General features: G+C 42.5%; 14 protein-coding genes and 1 rRNA gene. 7 read left to right on the top strand and 8 right to left on the bottom strand.

From position 1 onward, the window contains the following. A complete protein-coding gene (locus F955_RS15770) occupies positions 1-1,935 on the bottom strand; it encodes an ATP-binding cassette domain-containing protein (protein WP_004897450.1) in 1,935 nt (644 codons plus the stop codon). Between the two features lie 230 nt (positions 1,936-2,165). Here F955_RS15770 and F955_RS15765 point away from each other — a divergent pair, with 230 nt between their 5' ends. From F955_RS15765 to erpA, 4 genes are all read left to right on the top strand, one after another. Next, positions 2,166-3,170 (top strand): putative solute-binding protein, encoded by a 1,005-nt coding sequence (locus F955_RS15765; RefSeq protein ID WP_004814023.1) that lies wholly within the window; start codon positions 2,166-2,168, stop codon positions 3,168-3,170. Between the two features lie 254 nt (positions 3,171-3,424). Next, complete coding sequence (locus tag F955_RS15760; protein WP_004814025.1) at positions 3,425-4,435, top strand: putative solute-binding protein; 1,011 nt, start codon at positions 3,425-3,427, stop codon at positions 4,433-4,435. Positions 4,436-4,661: 226 nt separating this feature from the next. Continuing rightward, positions 4,662-5,636 (top strand): putative solute-binding protein, encoded by a 975-nt coding sequence (locus tag F955_RS15755; RefSeq protein WP_167456613.1) that lies wholly within the window; start codon positions 4,662-4,664, stop codon positions 5,634-5,636. 116 nt (positions 5,637-5,752) lie between these two features. Next, the gene (erpA, locus tag F955_RS15750) at positions 5,753-6,088 is read left to right on the top strand and encodes an iron-sulfur cluster insertion protein ErpA (RefSeq protein ID WP_004814030.1); all 336 of its coding nucleotides are present in this window, start codon (positions 5,753-5,755) and stop codon (positions 6,086-6,088) included. Positions 6,089-6,162: 74 nt separating this feature from the next. Here the strand turns inward: erpA and F955_RS15745 are convergent, their stop codons facing one another. From F955_RS15745 to F955_RS15720, 6 genes are all read right to left on the bottom strand, one after another. Further along, entirely contained in the window at positions 6,163-6,540 is a 378-nt protein-coding gene (locus F955_RS15745; protein WP_171058635.1) for a hypothetical protein, read from the bottom strand. A 104-nt stretch (positions 6,541-6,644) separates the two neighbouring features. Then, positions 6,645-7,559 (bottom strand): matrixin family metalloprotease, encoded by a 915-nt coding sequence (locus tag F955_RS15740; protein WP_004897446.1) that lies wholly within the window; start codon positions 7,557-7,559, stop codon positions 6,645-6,647. 69 nt (positions 7,560-7,628) lie between these two features. Then, positions 7,629-8,459 carry an OXA-134 family carbapenem-hydrolyzing class D beta-lactamase OXA-277 gene (locus F955_RS15735; RefSeq protein WP_004897444.1) on the bottom strand — a complete coding sequence of 277 codons (831 nt, stop codon included), beginning with the start codon at positions 8,457-8,459 and terminating at the stop codon, positions 7,629-7,631. Between the two features lie 150 nt (positions 8,460-8,609). Next, entirely contained in the window at positions 8,610-10,550 is a 1,941-nt protein-coding gene (gene dnaK / locus F955_RS15730; RefSeq protein ID WP_004897442.1) for a molecular chaperone DnaK, read from the bottom strand. A gap of 121 nt (positions 10,551-10,671) precedes the next feature. Next, on the bottom strand, positions 10,672-11,220 hold the full coding sequence (grpE, locus tag F955_RS15725; RefSeq protein WP_004897440.1) for a nucleotide exchange factor GrpE: 549 nt from the start codon (positions 11,218-11,220) through the stop codon (positions 10,672-10,674). Positions 11,221-12,330: 1,110 nt separating this feature from the next. After that, positions 12,331-12,825 carry a hypothetical protein gene (locus F955_RS15720; protein WP_004814042.1) on the bottom strand — a complete coding sequence of 165 codons (495 nt, stop codon included), beginning with the start codon at positions 12,823-12,825 and terminating at the stop codon, positions 12,331-12,333. A 206-nt stretch (positions 12,826-13,031) separates the two neighbouring features. Here F955_RS15720 and F955_RS15715 point away from each other — a divergent pair, with 206 nt between their 5' ends. Next, complete coding sequence (locus F955_RS15715) at positions 13,032-14,102, top strand: alpha/beta hydrolase (protein ID WP_004897438.1); 1,071 nt, start codon at positions 13,032-13,034, stop codon at positions 14,100-14,102. 71 nt (positions 14,103-14,173) lie between these two features. Here the strand turns inward: F955_RS15715 and F955_RS15710 are convergent, their stop codons facing one another. After that, on the bottom strand, positions 14,174-14,845 hold the full coding sequence (locus F955_RS15710) for an acetoacetate decarboxylase family protein (RefSeq protein ID WP_004897436.1): 672 nt from the start codon (positions 14,843-14,845) through the stop codon (positions 14,174-14,176). Positions 14,846-14,949: 104 nt separating this feature from the next. Between F955_RS15710 and F955_RS15705 the strand changes: the two genes are divergently transcribed. After that, positions 14,950-15,534: a peptidylprolyl isomerase gene (locus F955_RS15705; protein WP_004814048.1), complete on the top strand. Its 585-nt coding sequence runs from the start codon at positions 14,950-14,952 to the stop codon at positions 15,532-15,534. Positions 15,535-15,952: 418 nt separating this feature from the next. Further along, positions 15,953-17,490 (top strand): 16S ribosomal RNA (locus F955_RS15700). Positions 17,491-17,619: the final 129 nt, after the last annotated feature.

The following is a 17,619-nucleotide window of genomic DNA, read 5'->3' as shown; positions in this document are numbered from 1 at the left end:
CTAGAAAGACTGTTCCAGTTCCTCTAATTCCATCATCAGTTCCAGCATCTGTTCTTCAGCAGTTTCCAGTTGTGCTTTCAGTTCAGTCTGCTCATTCATGAGCTTAAGCAATTCATCCTTACGCGCTGCATCATACAGACCAGTATCTGCCAGCTTTTCTTCAATTGCAGCCAGTTTTGGCTGCAACTTTCCGATCTGGCTTTCACATTTTTCAATATTTTTGCGAATCGGCCGAGTCTGCTCACGTTGGCGAGCAGCCTCCTTGCGTTGGGCTTCTTTATCCATTTTACTTGGTACAGGTTTCGCTTCAGCTTGCTGTGTTTTCATCACTTCAGCAGTTTTAGGCGCATTTTTTAATAATTCTGCACGTGCCTGACGTAACCACTCGGCATAAGCCACCAGATCACCATCAAATTCAGTACATTTGCCGTTATGAACTAACAGCAGCTCATCACAGACACTGGCGATCAGCTGACGTTCATGCGAAACCAGCACGACAGCACCCTCGAAATCTTGTAGTGCCATCGTTAAAGCATGACGCATATCCAGATCCAGATGGTTGGTTGGTTCATCCAGAATCAGCACGTTTGGACGCTGCCATACGATTAATGCAAGTGCTAAACGGGCACGTTCACCACCCGAGAAACTTTCACTTGGTGTATCCATGCGTTCGCCGCTAAAGCCGAAGCTGCCGAGGAAAGAACGCAAGCTGGCCTCACTGATTTTAGGATCAGCGATACGTGCCAGCTGCAACATCGGGCTGGCGCTACCATCCAGTGCATCCATCTGGTGCTGGGCAAAGTAGCCAATATTTAACAATTCTGAGTCTTTACGAAGACCTTTAATTAAAGCTAAATCACCGACGAGAGATTTAATCAGAGTCGATTTACCAGCACCATTCATCCCCAGCAGACCAATACGGCTATTTGGAGTAATTTGCAGGCTGACATTACGCACAATCAGCTTATCGCCATAACCGATATCGGCATTTTCCAGTTGTAGTAATGGTGAACTCATTTTGGTTGGTTCACGGAAGCTGAAAGTAAACGGCGTATCTACATGCGCAACAGAGAGTTCCTGCATACGCTCCAGTTGCTTGATTCGGCTCTGGGCCTGTTTTGCCTTGGTGGCTTTGGCCTTAAAACGGTCAATAAATTTTTGCAGATGGGCACGCACTTCAAGCTGCTTTTCATAGGCTTGTTGCTGCTGTGCTAGACGTTCGCTACGGGTACGCTCAAAAGTCGAGTAATTACCGGTATAAAGTGTCAGTTCCTGATTTTCGATATGTAAAATATGATCGGTAATGGCATCCAGGAAATCGCGGTCATGTGAAATCAGCACCAAGGTGCCTTCATAGGCTTTGAGCCAATCTTCTAGCCAAAGAATCGCATCTAAATCTAAATGGTTGGTCGGTTCATCCAGTAATAACAGATCAGAACGGCTCATCAAGGTACGCGCCAGATTCAGACGCATACGCCATCCCCCCGAAAAACTGGCAACATCCAGCTCGGATTGATAATCCATAAAGCCCAAACCTGCCATCAGCTGTGAAGCCTTAGAGGGTGCCACATAACCGGAAATTTCGTCAAAGCGGCCATAGAGGCGTGCCAGTTCAGCATCATCCAGCTGTTCAGGATGATTCAGCTTTTGTTGGATATCCCAGTATTCCTCATCGCCAGACAGGACAAAATCAATCGCCTTCATATTCAAGGCTTTGATTTCCTGGGCCATATGCGCCACAGTCCAGACTGCAGGACGGGTCAGGGAACCACTGTCAGATTCAATCCCACCCAAGAGTGCTGAAAATAGGGTCGACTTACCGGCTCCATTGACACCGGTCAGGCCAATTTTCCATCCAGGATGCAATTGCATGGAGGCTTTCTGGAAAAGGATGCGTCCACCGCGGCGTATGGTTAACTGATCTAACTGAATCATGGAACTGTACTGACATTCGACAAGAAGAATGGCGCTATTCTAAAGGAAAGCCCATCAAAATAAAAAAATCTTGCTGGAGAATTCACAGGATCCTGCACTTCATCCATAACATAGATTCATATTTTTGAATCTATGTTTAAATAGAACAGGTGTTTTTAATGACAAAACAAGATGATACTGAAATATAAATTTTAGTAAAAAATAACCAAGAATAAATAGAGTAGAGCAAAATGAAGAAAGGATCTTTGATTTTAACTGCCTTGACTGTACTTGCCTCAAATATGAGTTTTGCCAAGGTAGACATTTGCGTCTTTGATTTATTGGGCAAGTCTGGTGAATCTTACAAGTTACTAGAAGAATGGCAGTTAGTGAGCAAGCAATGGGGGACTGAAGTACAACTGCTTGCTTATCAGGATGAAGCCAAAGTCGATCAGGACTTTAAAGCAGGCAAATGTGATGGACTGTTTATGACCTCCATGCGTGCCCGGGCCTATAACAAATTTGCCGGTTCAATTGATGCTATTGGCGGTGTGCCTAGCAATGATATCGCCATGAAAGCCATTAGCTATGTACTGGATCAGCGTAATGCCAAACGTCTGGTGTCTACCATTGGCAAAGACAAGTTTGAAGTTGCCGGAATTGTGCAAATTGGTACGGCATATATTTTTGTACGGGATCGTGCCATAAACAAGATTGAACAGGTTAAAGATAAGAAATTTGCAGTTTTGCATTATGACTATGCACAAAAAGTCATGGTAAATAGGATTGAAGCTGTGCCAGTTATGTCGGAAATTTCTAATTTTATTCGCCGTTTTAATCAGGGCGAAGTCGATATTGTGGCTGCACCTGCTTATGCTTTTAAGCCGCTAGAACTGTCTAAGGGCTTGGGGAATAAAGGTGCAATGATCAAGTTTCCTGTAGTAAATGTGACGGCAGATTTAATTATTCGGCCAAATAAATTTCCGGATAAGTTTGCAACACAATCACGTGCCTGGTTCATTAAACAGTTACCAAAAACCATTGCTACTGTTAAGCGTATGGAAGCAGAAATTCCAGCTAAATATACGCTAAATTTAAGTCGTGAGGACTATACCAGTTACCAGAAAATTCTCCGAGATGGCCGGATTGATCTGACTAATCAGGGCATCTATGACCCAAATATGATGCGGGTATTGAAACGTGCGCGTTGTACGGTAGAACGTACCAATTTTGAATGCTCATTAGGCGGAGAATAGTGCTCTAATGTATTTGTTTGTAAATTGAATTAAAAAAATGTAAGTTTTTAGGATTTTAAATAAATCGCTAAAAAATTGATATCTATAGATTTCCTTATATCTAAAATGTGAATACGGGACACATTTTGATAATAGGGGACAAACTCCCTAAATATAATGGAGTAAATACTCTATTTTTTTTAAAGAAACTTGCTAATATTTGTCACAAGTATGGAAACTCCATCGAAGAACAAGATTTTGCAAGGATTATTAGAATGAAAAAAACACTTCTAGCATTGGCGGCGTTTTCTGCCGTTAGTTTCGCAGGTACAGCGCAAGCGAAAAAAGTCGATATCTGTGTTTTCGACTTACTGGGCAAATCTGGTGAGTCTTTTCAGATGGCTCAGGAATGGGCACTGGCAGCAAAATCATGGGGGGCAGAAATTAATCTAATTGCCCGTCAGGATGAAGCAGTTGCAGATAATGACTTTAAAGCGGGTAAATGTGACGGCGTATTTATGACGGCGATGCGTGCACGTCAATACAATAAATTTGCTGGCTCTATTGATGCGCTAGGCGGCGTGCCAAGCAATGCGATTGCACAGCGTGCCATTACCTTTGCTTTGGATAAACGTAATGCTGCCAAGATGGTCAGTAATTTAGGCGGCAAAAAATATGAAATTGCCGGTATTGCACCATTGGGCTCGGCTTTTATCTTTGTGCGTGACAAAAACATCAACTCGATTGAAAAAGCCGCCGGTAAAAAGTTTGCTGTACTGGGCTATGACGATGCACAAAAAATCATGGTGCAGCGTGTAGGTGCCCAAGCAGTCGTGTCTGATGTATCCAACTTTGTGGCCAAGTTTAATAATGGTCAGGTAGATATGGTAGGTGCACCTGCTTATGCTTATAAGCCGCTAGAAATCTATAAAGGCTTGGGTAATAGTGGCGCGATGTTTAACTTCCCGGTGCTGCATGTCACTTCAGACTTTGTGATCCGTCCTGAAAGCTTCCCGGCAGGTTTTGGACAGAAATCACGTGATTGGTTTGTTAAGAACTTGCCAAAGAGCATGGCGATGATCAACCGTTTAGAAGCCGGTATTCCAGCCAAATATAAAATGAACCTGAGTGCAGAAGACAAGACCAAATATCAAAAAATGCTTCGTGATGGTCGTATGGATATGACCAAGCGGGGAATCTATGATGCTTCTATGATGAGTGTACTGAAACGTGCTCGTTGTTCTGTCGATAAGGCAAACTTCGAATGTTCACTGCCGGGTGAATAAACTGATTTTAAAAGGAAAAAAGCCTGGAAAATTCCAGGCTTTCTTTATGTTAAGGCAGGCAACTTTGCCATTGCCTGCGACTTGAAAATGATTAGAATGAATATCAGTCATGCTGTCATCTTTCTCATAAAAACAATGATATGCAGCAGTCCTGAGAAAACAAAAACAATTTTTTAAGGAATAAAATATGAAAACTTGGTTGAAGGTGTTCGCACTTGGTACAGGCATGGTCGCAGCGTCCGGTACAGTACAGGCGAAGCAAATCATCTGTGTATTTGATCTGGTCGGTAAGAATGGCGATGTGTACGCTGTGATGAAAGATTATCAGCTGGCTGCAAAAAACTGGGGTGCAAATATCGAGCTGCGGGTAAATACCAATGAAGCTGTGGTTGCAGAAGATTTTAAAGCCGGGAAATGTGATGGTATTAGCGTCACAGGGATGCGCGGACGCCAGTTCAATAATTTTACCGGTTCACTGGATGCTATTGGTGCGATCCCAGATCTGAATCTGGCAGTTAAAGTGATGCAAGGACTGGCAAGCAAGACTTTTGCCAAATATATGTTACAAGGCAAATATGAAGTCGCCGGAGTCATTCCAGTGGGTGATGCTTTCCTGCTGGTCAATGACCGCAGTATTAATACCGTAGCTAAAGCAGCAGGCAAAAAAATTGCTGTACTGGATTATGACGAAGCGCAAAAAATCATGGTGCAACAGGTAGGTGCACAGGCGGTCAGCGCTGATGTCACCAACTTCGGTGCCAAGTTTAACAATGGTCAGGTTGATATCATTGGCGCACCTGCTGCCGTATTCAAACCCTTAGAGCTGCATAAAGGTCTAGGTAGCAAAGGTGCGATTGTGAATTATCCGATTTTACAGGTGACAGGCAATATCATCATCCGTCCAGATAAATTCCCGGCAGGTTTTGGGCAAAAATCACGTGAATGGGTGAAAGGGGAGTTGCCACGCGCTTTCGGAATTTTAGGTAAAATGAAAGCTGATATTCCCTCTAAATACTGGATGGATATTCCAGCAGCAGACAAACCCGGTTATCAGAAAATGATGCGTGAAGCGCGGATTGATCTGACGAAGCGCGGTATTTATGACAAACGTATGATGAAGCTGTTATGGCAGTTCCGCTGTAAGCAGGACCCGAAAAACTTTGAGTGTGCACTACAGGATGAAAATTATAAACAATCCTGATAAATTTACTCTGATTAAGCTTTAATTTACAAAGACTGACCATATATTGAGTATGCTATACTTGAAATATGGTCTTTTCTTTTTAAAGATGCCCGAACCGAACAGAGGAATCCATCATGAATGCTCAAGCACTTGTGCTGACTGACAATGCTGCCAATAAAGTACGCCAATTGCGTGACAGTGAAGGTAACCAAGATCTTATGCTACGTGTCTATGTGACTGGTGGCGGCTGTTCAGGTTTCTCTTATGGCTTCAACTTTGCTGAAAGCCAGAATGAAGATGATGCAGAATTTATTAACGGCGATGTGAAGATGCTGGTCGACTCACTCAGCTATCAGTACCTGGTAGGTTCAGTCGTTGACTATATTGAAGGGTTGGAAGGCTCTCGCTTTGTGGTACAAAACCCAAATGCTACGACTACATGTGGCTGTGGTTCATCTTTCTCGATCTAAAAATGATTTGAGATTTAGACCATAGAAATCAAAAGTCCTCAAAATGAGGACTTTTTTATACGCTATTTTTATAGTTAAGCCTCAAGTTTCACCGCTTCAAGCAGGTCAAAGATCACTGTCGTCACATCCTGACTCAGCTCACGATTATTAAAAATCTCATAAGCTGTGATGGTAATGTCGGTATCACTTGGTAACAGTTTTTGTTCTTCTTCAATCAGGTCGTTGATCGGCAATAGAGTCTGTTTTACTTGCAAATGCAGAATGTCTTGATAGGCAATATTTTCATCCTCAAGTTCAATCAGCTGCTCATTGAAATAAGGGAGCAGAATCGCATGTAAATAAGGCTGAAGTTCTACAATATCAAAGATTTCGATATCACGAGTTTCATCAATTGTACTGATATGATCATTGGCTTCAATCAGGATATGGTAATAACTCATGCCGATCTCCACAGAGGGCTTTGGTGAATGATAGATGCTCACAATAACATGAAATCATCGACTATGGTCGTTCAAAAAGATAATAAAGACATAAAACTTATAAGGAATTAAATTGCTTAAGATTTACGTGTATAAAGCAAAGTCTTATCTGCCGGGCGCAGTTCAAAATTTTCCAGCTTTTGTTCACCTAATACCGGATACATCAGTGCTTCAGCATCGCCATGATGCAATAAACCCAAGGCATGACCCAGTTCATGTGCCAGTGTTAGACGCAAGTCATCTTGCGCATCAAACTGATAGATATGGATTTCATCGCCTTTAAAAATCCCTTTATGGAACTGGCGTGGCGGAAAGCGCTGTTGTGCCTGATTGATATTGTTATGGTGAGACTGAACACTGCTTTGATAGGCGGAAATCTGAGTATTAAAAGATAATTGTTGTTGCTGCAGATATTCTGCTTCACGCTGGAAACGTTCTGACCTGAATTGAAGCTCGTTAAATTCCTGTTGCAACTGCTGACGTTGATGAGCAGAAAGTCCCGGCTGATTGCGCCGTAGCATGAGTTGCTCGAACTGGAGTTGTAGCAGATTGCGCTGCTCTAACAGCTGACGCTGTTGCTGATCCAGATGATTTCGGGAGGCGGTCAGGTTTTCTGCCTGACGTTGATATTGGGCTTCATCGCGAAGTAATTTCTGTGTGGTTTTTTTCAGTGCATCATATTCCTGCTGGCGGTGATCATAAATGAGCTTGATGCTGAGCTGCGCATTTTCATCATAGACCATCAGGTCATCACGGCCAGTACCACTATGCCAGATCTCAACGGCTTCTTGTGCCAGTTGAATCACTTCTTCACGGGTCAGTCCAAAACCCGGGTCAACCTGATCCACCTTAAAGCGTAAGCGCGTATCAAAAGGATGGGTGAGTCGGTCAGTCAGAGAGTTGAATTTTAGCTGCGGATGAGACTGGGTCTGTAGATGCAGAAAACCTGCAACTAGTAATACCACTACGACTAGACAGAGCAAAAGACGCATATTTTTTATTTAAATGTTTATTCTTAAAAATATAGCTTAAATTTGGCGTTTTTCCCATGCCTATTTACGTTACGCTTCAGCTTTCGGATAAAGCCCTAATTCAGCCAAGGCCTGCTGCAAAATTTTAAGACGGATCGCCGGATCCATATTACTTTGCATCTGCATATTCAGTGAAAATACCACGATTTCGTCCTGAGGTGTTTCAATCCAGCCGGTGAGCCAGCCGACTTGCGGCTCCACATCCATACCCCAACCGGATTTAGCATAAAGCCGATAAGCTTGTCGCTCCTGTAACAGTAACATGGTTTTAACTTGCTGCTGAACCCGAGGATCAAAGGCAAGCTGCTCTTGAGCAAGCGCAGAGGCAAATTCGACTTCTTGTTTCGGGGTGATTTTCAAAGGTCCGACTAACCAGAAGTTGTCGACCTGATGACCAATCTGCTGATTACCAAATTGAATACGTTGCACTTCCTGTTGCATTAGTTCCAGACCAATGCGACGTGCCAGTTCCTGATAGACGGGTACAGCAGAAGCTTGCATGGCTTGGCCGAGAGTCATGTCTTTTTCCCAGGCTGCAAAACTGCGCTTCTTGCCATCCCATTTAAAAATTTCATTGGTCGTGGCTTTACCATGTTGCAGGCCAATCAGAGCATTAAACATTTTAAAGGTTGAAGCAGGAACATATTCGGTATGTGCACGACTCAAATCATTGCCATAGACCTGTAGATGTGGACCCCGTTGAATTACTAAAACGCCAGAGCTTTGTGCCTGATCAAATAACTTTGCAGTAGCTTGAATAGATTGAGTTGAAGTGATTTGAGAGGGCGAATTTGAAACAGCGAAGCTACAAGCTGTCAGGCTCAAGCAACTGAGTAAAGGCCACAAAATAAGAATTTTCATAAGTTCAGGATATTTTAATATTTGATTTAACTTAAACAGCTTTGCCTGAAAATACGATCCAATTTTGGTAATTTTCCATTTATTCCTTCAAGTCTAGGCATAAAAAAACCGCGCTTTCGCGCGGTCTTTTTTTAAGTTTAAGCTGACAAATTATTTTTTATCATCTTTCACTTCAGTGAACTCAGCATCTACAACGCCGTCATCCGCTTTTTGTTGTTGACCTTCACCGCCCTGGAAAGCGTTTGGATCAAAACCTTGCGCACCGCCTTGGCCTTGAGCTGCTTCATAAGCACGTTGAGTAATCGGCATGATGATGTTTTGCAGCGCTTCAGTTTTCGCTTTGATCGCTTCTACATCATTTTCTTTAGTTGACACTTCTAACTCAGACACTGCAGTTTCGATTGCAGTTTTTTCGTCAGCAGTCACTTGTTCACCAAGATCTTTCACTGCTTTTTGAGCAGAAGAAACCAGGGCATCCGCTTCGTTACGTGCTTTAGCCAGCTCTTCAAACTTACGGTCTTCTTCAGCATTCGCTTCAGCATCTTTGATCATTGCTTCGATTTCAGCATCAGACAAACCTGAGTTTGCTTTGATCTGGATAGATTGCTCTTTACCAGTGCTCTTGTCTTTTGCAGATACTTTCAAGATACCATCGGCGTTGATGTCGAACGATACTTCAATTTGTGGCACACCACGTGGAGCTGGTGGGATGTCACCTAACTGGAAGTTACCCAGCAGTTTGTTTTGCTGCGCCATTTTACGCTCACCTTGGTAAACTGAAATGTCTACCGCAGGCTGGTTGTCTGCCGCTGTTGAGAACACTTGAGATTTCTTCGCAGGAATCGTCGTGTTTTTCTCAATGATTGGCGTCAACACACCGCCCATGGTTTCAATACCAAGCGTTAATGGCGTTACGTCTAAAAGTAATACGTCAGTTTTGTCACCAGACAATACCGCACCCTGAATTGCTGCACCAATTGCAACAGCTTCATCTGGGTTTACGTCTTTACGTGGCTCTTTACCAAAGAATTCTTGTACTTTTTGTTGTACAAGTGGCATACGTGATTGACCACCCACCAAAATTACGTCAGAGATGTCAGAAGTTGAAAGTCCTGCATCTTGTAGCGCAATTTTACATGGCTCAATGGTACGAGCGACTAAATCAGCAACCAAGCCTTCAAGTTTGGCACGAGTCACGTTCATTACCAAGTGCTTCGGACCTGTTGCATCTGCAGTGATGTACGGTAAGTTAATTTCAGTCGCGTTAGAAGAAGAAAGCTCGATTTTTGCTTTCTCAGCTGCTTCTTTAAGACGTTGTAGTGCCAATGGATCTTGTTTTAAGTTGAAGTTTTGCTCTTTTTTGAACTCTTCAACCAAGTATTCGATCAAGGCATTGTCAAAGTCTTCACCACCAAGGAAGGTATCACCGTTGGTGGATAACACTTCAATTTGTTGGTCGCCATCAAGGTCTGCAATTTCAATGATCGATACGTCAAAAGTACCACCACCCAAGTCATATACAGCAACTTTACGGTCGCCTTCTTTCTTGTCCATACCAAATGCAAGCGCAGCAGCAGTTGGTTCGTTGATGATACGTTTAACTTCTAAGCCTGCAATTTTACCTGCATCTTTGGTTGCTTGACGCTGCGCATCGTTAAAGTACGCAGGTACAGTAATGACTGCTTCAGTTACAGTTTCGCCCAAATAATCTTCGGCAGTCTTTTTCATCTTTTTCAAAATTTCTGCAGAAATTTGCTGTGGCGCAAGTTTCTTGTCATTCACTTCAACCCAAGCATCGCCATTGTCTGCTTTGATGATTTTGTAAGGTACAAGACCAATGTCTTTTTGTACCGCTTGGTCTTCATAACGACGACCAATCAAACGCTTAATTGCGAATAATGTGTTTTTAGGGTTAGTTACAGCCTGACGTTTTGCAGATTGACCTACAAGAATTTCGCCATCTTTGTAAGCAATAATAGATGGAGTTGTACGTGCACCTTCTGCGTTTTCAATTACTTTAACTTTGTCGCCTTCAAGTACCGCTACACATGAGTTAGTTGTACCTAAGTCAATTCCAATAATTTTAGCCATTTGGATGTTTCCTCAAAAATTCTTTTTCAATGTTTTCACTTGTTATTCGATATGAGAGCCAATCAAAATTTTTCAAGTTGTTTGGATGAAAATTTTTTATCAACTCTCGATTTTATAAGGCTTAAGCGCCAACCATCACCATTGCAGGGCGGAGTAAGCGACCATGTAAGGTGTAGCCTTTTTGTAATACGTTGCCAATTTCATTGGCTTTTGCATTTGGATCAATCCCCACAGCTTGATGCAGGTCTGCATTGAAACCATTGGCTGTATCAATCACCACTACACCAAATTTCTCTAAAGTGGTCAGTAATGATTTTAGGGTCAGCTCCACACCTTCAGACAAAGCCGTTTTTTCATCGCCATTGGCGGCAATCGCACGTTCAAGGTTGTCTACAGTTTCTAACAGCTCTTTAGAAAACTTTTCCAAAACAGTATCTTTATGCTTTTCTGATTCGCGCTGAATGCGTTCTACACTTTTTTGTGCCTCATATACGGCATTTGCAGTACGTGCTTTTTCCAGTTTTAAATCGCCTTCAAGCTGTGCGATTTGTTCCTGTAAAGACTCAACGGTAACTTCAGCTTGTTCAGGTTCAGGTTCAGCTTGAGCTGTTTGTTGTTCCGTTTGCTCTTGCTCAAGTTCTTGAGCTTGATCGTTTTGCTCAGTCGCCATTGATTTACTCCGTTTAAATGGGTTCTTAAACATGTACAGTCCTTCGGTATCAGTGCTAACTGCGTGAATGCTGAACTGCCATGATTTGGGAAGTTCTTAATTACATAAAGAAGTCGGGGCTGGGCTTCAAAATTCAAGCGAAATGAGTGATTAATTTTAAGATTTATTGCAAAAGGCTGTGTTTCTGTTGTTCCAAACTGGATTGAAATGAGAAAAAGCAGACAATTTCTCTGTTTTGAAGATAAAAACCTCAGAATTTTTAGTTAGTTTTGATCTTAGTAATTAGATGAGAGATGAATGTATAAGTACTTAAATTAGTTTTTAGAAAATAAATCATTCATTAAAATAATGTTTTTAATCAGAAAAATTTTTAATCGTATTTTTAGATATAAATAATAATATTTATCTGTTTTAAAAATTAAATCAAAAGCACCATCATAGCTTTATCAACAGTGACCTGGTTCAGAAGGAGAGAGCCGAACTAGGTTACTGTTCCTGATTCGTTTTACTCTTTTATAGCTGAATACCCCAAGACTCAGCTATTTTTTTGCCTGAATGTTTATATTGACTGTTTTTTAGACATAAAAGCGATTAATAACTAAGCAATAAAGTATTTCACAAAAAATGATCAACTTCGTATTATTCGTTTTAGATTCTATCGCTGTAGTTTCTTCTTATTTTGAAATGTGTTTTTCAAGCTTATCCTCTCTAGATAAGCTTTTTTTTTGCGTAAAATTTATTAATTTTCTTCTCAAATTCTAGTGATCAATCACTTATAGAAAAGCTGTAAGTTAAAGCCTACAAGGATTCAGGACAATATCTGCTTTGTTAGATGATCAAATCAGCCTAATATTGATTTATCGAGAACAGGAAGTTCTTAAAAATTTGCTGAGAAGCATATAAACGAGAGGATGTTCGTTTAAACACAACCCTATAAAACCCCTGGAGAAATACGCTTCAGGGGTTTTATTCTATAATAGCTATCTAACATCTATTTCTGTTCATAAAGACATTAAAAAAAGCCCGAGATCGGGCTTTTTTATAGATTAAATTTCTTTGGATTAGTGATCGTTTAGGTCGCTTTCAACTTTTTAGATTAATCTGACTATTCTAGCGACGTGATTCCTGCCAGCGTTTAACACGCTCATTTCGGTTCTGTTCAGCTTTACGTCGTTGCTGCTGTTCAGCTGCTCGGCGACGTGTATCTGCCTGCTGTCCACGCTTTTTACGCTCTGCCTCGGCTCGGTTTCTAGCCGCCTGGCTGCTACTGATTTTTTTGCGTTGCTGTTCAATACGCTGGCGTTCCTGCTGACGTCTATGATCCAGCTCAATCTGTTTTCTACGTTGATCATTCAACTGGCGACGCTGTTGCTCTAGTCGCTGACGTTCCAGTTCAGTTCGGCGACGTTCCTGCTGTAAACGTCGTTGCTGTTCATATTCCCAACGCTGCCGATCATAACGGTTATCATAACGGTAATCGCGGTCATAGCGATAGTCATAAGCTCTATTATAACGTCCGTCATAATAGTCATCTTCAGGGAATGCGACACAACCTACAGCCAATAAGCTCGTCGCAATTGATACGAATATCAGTTTTCCAGCCATAGGTGAGCACTCCTTGTTAAGGTCAATCCTACAATTTGCGCCTAAACAGCAGCTTAAATTGTCAATGACAGGGGGATAAAATGAGATTAGCTTATTGATCTGCCTAAATTTGTATGTCGATGTAGGCACTTATATAAGAATATGGTCAAAATACACCCTGATCATGTAGAAAATATGAAGAATTAAGCGAATAAGGATGGGAAGCTATGGTGATATCGAGTCAGCAATTACAGGCCATGATGGATAAGGGGCAAGGGGTGGCAGCGCGTCTGTTGGACCGATTACCTAAAATTGCTCAGGAAAGAATAGTCAGAAGTCTGGATTATCCTTATCACTATCCTGAACTGGATCCCTTTATAAAATGTCTGATGGCCGTGCAGTTAAAACAGGGCAAGACTGGAATAGTTAGAGAAGATATCGCGCAGTCACGTATTTTCTTTGAACAGAGCATGCAATTGCTAAAATCCAAACCGACTGCTATTCGCCAGGTTGAAGATATCCAGTTACCCTTGCACAGTGGCATCGTACAAGCACGTCACTATCACCCGGCTCCAGCTAAAAAGTTGCCTTTAATTATATTTTATCATGGAGGAGGCTTCCTGATTGGTAGTCTGGACACACATGATGAATATTGTCGTTTGCTGGCCAAACACGCGCATGCCCAAGTATTAAGTGTCGCTTATCCTTTGGCGCCGGAACATCATCCTTCACACATTGTTCAAGTCTGCGAAGATGCACTGGCTTGGGCGCATCAACATAGCAAGCAGCTCAGAATTCTAAAAAAACGCATTGCAGTCGCAGGGGATAGTGCGGGTGGCAATCTGGCAGCAGTCGTAGCTCAGCGCAGTGCAGACAAGATTTACGTACCTCAGGCCCAGTTACTGCTTTATCCAGCCATGGACTTTAAAAGCCGTCATCCTTCCTATTTTGCTTATAAAGATGGTCTGGTACTCACTGATGGTGATATCGAACTGGTGACTTATCATTATGTGGAACGACATGAAATTGCTTTGGATGATCCACTCATTTCACCGACCTATGGCAACCTGAAAAATTTACCGCCGGCTTATCTGATTACTGCTGGTCATGATGTGTTGCATGATGAAGGGGCTATTTATGCACATAAGCTGCGTCAGCATGGAGTGAAAGTACATTATCATGATTATACCGATCAGACGCATGGCTTTATTAATCTGACCAGTATTTCAAGACGCGCCAAAAAGAATGTAATTGAAATGAGTAAACACTTCCGTAAGTTCTGGGATAAGCATAGTTAAAAATAGCTCTCTATCTATATAGAGTAATAAATCAAATCTCAATTAAGGTGTTTCACGTGAAACACCAGTTTTTACTTTTTATGTACCTTGGCTTCGGGAAAGACCAGATTGAATTTAGGTACATAAAAGCTTTGTATGTATTTGGCTCGAGAAAAATCCGGGAAAATCGATTGAGTATTTTGCCACTCTACCTGAGCGAGTTTGGATAGATAGCCTCGGAATTGCGGGCTAAACTGATAATGTGACGATTTCCAGGTTTGTCGAATCTTTAACATGGATGTTGGAAGATGATGACTATTTAAATAGAAGGAACGTGATGATTTAGATTTCTTCAGACGAACAGTCATGTTTTGCCCTTGATGAGTGATTCGGCAAATTATTTCCTGTCCTTGTTCCTGCCATTCAAATTCTGCATATTCCTTCGGTATCCCCCATAAGTGCTGACCGTGAACAATAGATTCATGCGTAGAAACATAAATCTTTGGAATAGTAGACAGACGTCTTCGACTTATTAAAGGATGGTCCATAATCAGTAGCTCGTCATAAGGACCTACAGGAGAATGGTGATAATGTACCAGCATAACTTGTACAACACGGCCCAGCGGAGAAGGAGCAATTCCAAAATTCCGAGATTCACGGATAAAGTGCGGTGTAATCCAATAATTCAAAATAAAACCCTCTCCCTGTAAATGCCAGGGAGGAAACTGATGAATATTTTTCTCCTGCAAACGATGCACGTTCATTCTTATTCTCTTGTAATTGGTCGGTTAGGGTAATGCATTAATGGGTATCAAAGATTAATATAGCTTGATTCTCAACCCTTACTTCTGAGTAGATGAGTTAAAAAATGTTAAAAAAACCATTATATGCAATAGCTTTAACAGCTTTAGCTTTACCAGCACTGGCGGCCAATTCCATAGTTGAAATGAAAACTTCTATGGGGAATATCGAAATTGAGCTTTATAATGATAAAGCACCGATCTCTGCCAAAAACTTTGAAGACTATATAAAAGACAACTTCTATAAAGGCACCATTTTTCACCGGGTGATTCCAGGTTTTATGGTACAGGGGGGCGGCTTTGATGCGAATATGGTGGAAAAGCCAAATAATAAGTCAACTATTAAGAATGAATCTTATAATGGTTTAAGCAATACACGTGGCACTTTAGCCATGGCCCGTATGAACCAGCCAGATTCAGCCCGTTCCCAGTTCTTTGTGAACCTGGTCGATAATAACTTTTTGAACCGTTCTCCTATGAATGCGGGTTATGCAGTATTTGGTAAAGTAACTAAAGGCATGGATGTGATTGATAAAATTGCTGGTGTTCCAACTGCCAACTATGGAATGCATCAAAATGTGCCGCTAAAACCAATTATTATTAATAGTGTGAGCATTAAAACAGCAAGCCCGCAAAAAATAAGTAAAAAATGATGTAGAAATCTTTTACGGTTATTTTTATTTTATAATCATGTGGTTATGTGAATAATAGAATAAAAATGATCCATATTGGTGCATAAAAATAGTACACTCGTGATTTGTGTCAGTGAAAAGCACTTGCACGTGTAGGAAATTGCCCTATAATGCACCCATACCGACGAGATACACGGTGATGAACGAAGCGAGACGCTGAGTTATCCGGTGTTTTGAGTCCAGCTTCTGGCACTGACGAGGTGTTAGAAAGATCATTAAGAGATTATGAAGAACAACTTGTGTGGATTTTTACTGGTTGATTGATCGAAATTATTTTCATTGATTGATGGTAGAAATTACTCGAAGTTTATTTGAGAAATGAATGTCAGAAAATTGATGAGCCAAGATTTGGTGTTTTGAATAAAGCACTATTGATTTTAAACTGAAGAGTTTGATCATGGCTCAGATTGAACGCTGGCGGCAGGCTTAACACATGCAAGTCGAGCGGGGAAAGGTAGCTTGCTACCTGACCTAGCGGCGGACGGGTGAGTAATGCTTAGGAATCTGCCTATTAGTGGGGGACAACGTTCCGAAAGGAACGCTAATACCGCATACGCCCTACGGGGGAAAGCAGGGGATCTTCGGACCTTGCGCTAATAGATGAGCCTAAGTCGGATTAGCTAGTTGGTGGGGTAAAGGCCTACCAAGGCGACGATCTGTAGCGGGTCTGAGAGGATGATCCGCCACACTGGGACTGAGACACGGCCCAGACTCCTACGGGAGGCAGCAGTGGGGAATATTGGACAATGGGCGGAAGCCTGATCCAGCCATGCCGCGTGTGTGAAGAAGGCCTTTTGGTTGTAAAGCACTTTAAGCGAGGAGGAGGCTCCTTTAGTTAATACCTAAAGTGAGTGGACGTTACTCGCAGAATAAGCACCGGCTAACTCTGTGCCAGCAGCCGCGGTAATACAGAGGGTGCGAGCGTTAATCGGATTTACTGGGCGTAAAGCGTGCGTAGGCGGCTTTTTAAGTCGGATGTGAAATCCCTGAGCTTAACTTAGGAATTGCATTCGATACTGGAAAGCTAGAGTATGGGAGAGGATGGTAGAATTCCAGGTGTAGCGGTGAAATGCGTAGAGATCTGGAGGAATACCGATGGCGAAGGCAGCCATCTGGCCTAATACTGACGCTGAGGTACGAAAGCATGGGGAGCAAACAGGATTAGATACCCTGGTAGTCCATGCCGTAAACGATGTCTACTAGCCGTTGGGGCCTTTGAGGCTTTAGTGGCGCAGCTAACGCGATAAGTAGACCGCCTGGGGAGTACGGTCGCAAGACTAAAACTCAAATGAATTGACGGGGGCCCGCACAAGCGGTGGAGCATGTGGTTTAATTCGATGCAACGCGAAGAACCTTACCTGGCCTTGACATACTAAGAACTTTCCAGAGATGGATTGGTGCCTTCGGGAACTTAGATACAGGTGCTGCATGGCTGTCGTCAGCTCGTGTCGTGAGATGTTGGGTTAAGTCCCGCAACGAGCGCAACCCTTTTCCTTATTTGCCATCGGGTTATGCCGGGAACTTTAAGGATACTGCCAGTGACAAACTGGAGGAAGGCGGGGACGACGTCAAGTCATCATGGCCCTTACGGCCAGGGCTACACACGTGCTACAATGGTCGGTACAAAGGGTTGCTACCTCGCGAGAGGATGCTAATCTCAAAAAGCCGATCGTAGTCCGGATCGCAGTCTGCAACTCGACTGCGTGAAGTCGGAATCGCTAGTAATCGCGGATCAGAATGCCGCGGTGAATACGTTCCCGGGCCTTGTACACACCGCCCGTCACACCATGGGAGTTTGTTGCACCAGAAGTAGGTAGTCTAACCGCAAGGAGGACGCTTACCACGGTGTGGCCGATGACTGGGGTGAAGTCGTAACAAGGTAGCCGTAGGGGAACCTGCGGCTGGATCACCTCCTTAACGAAAGATTGATGATTGGTAAGAATCCACAACAAGTTGTTCTTCATGACGATGTATCTGAGGGTCTGTAGCTCAGTTGGTTAGAGCACACGCTTGATAAGCGTGGGGTCACAAGTTCAAGTCTTGTCA

It is taken from the genome of Acinetobacter schindleri CIP 107287 (assembly GCF_000368625.1).
Lineage (GTDB): Bacteria > Pseudomonadota > Gammaproteobacteria > Pseudomonadales > Moraxellaceae > Acinetobacter > Acinetobacter schindleri.
Note: the sequence above shows the minus strand (reverse complement) of the source record. Positions and strands in the feature narration are given on the sequence as shown.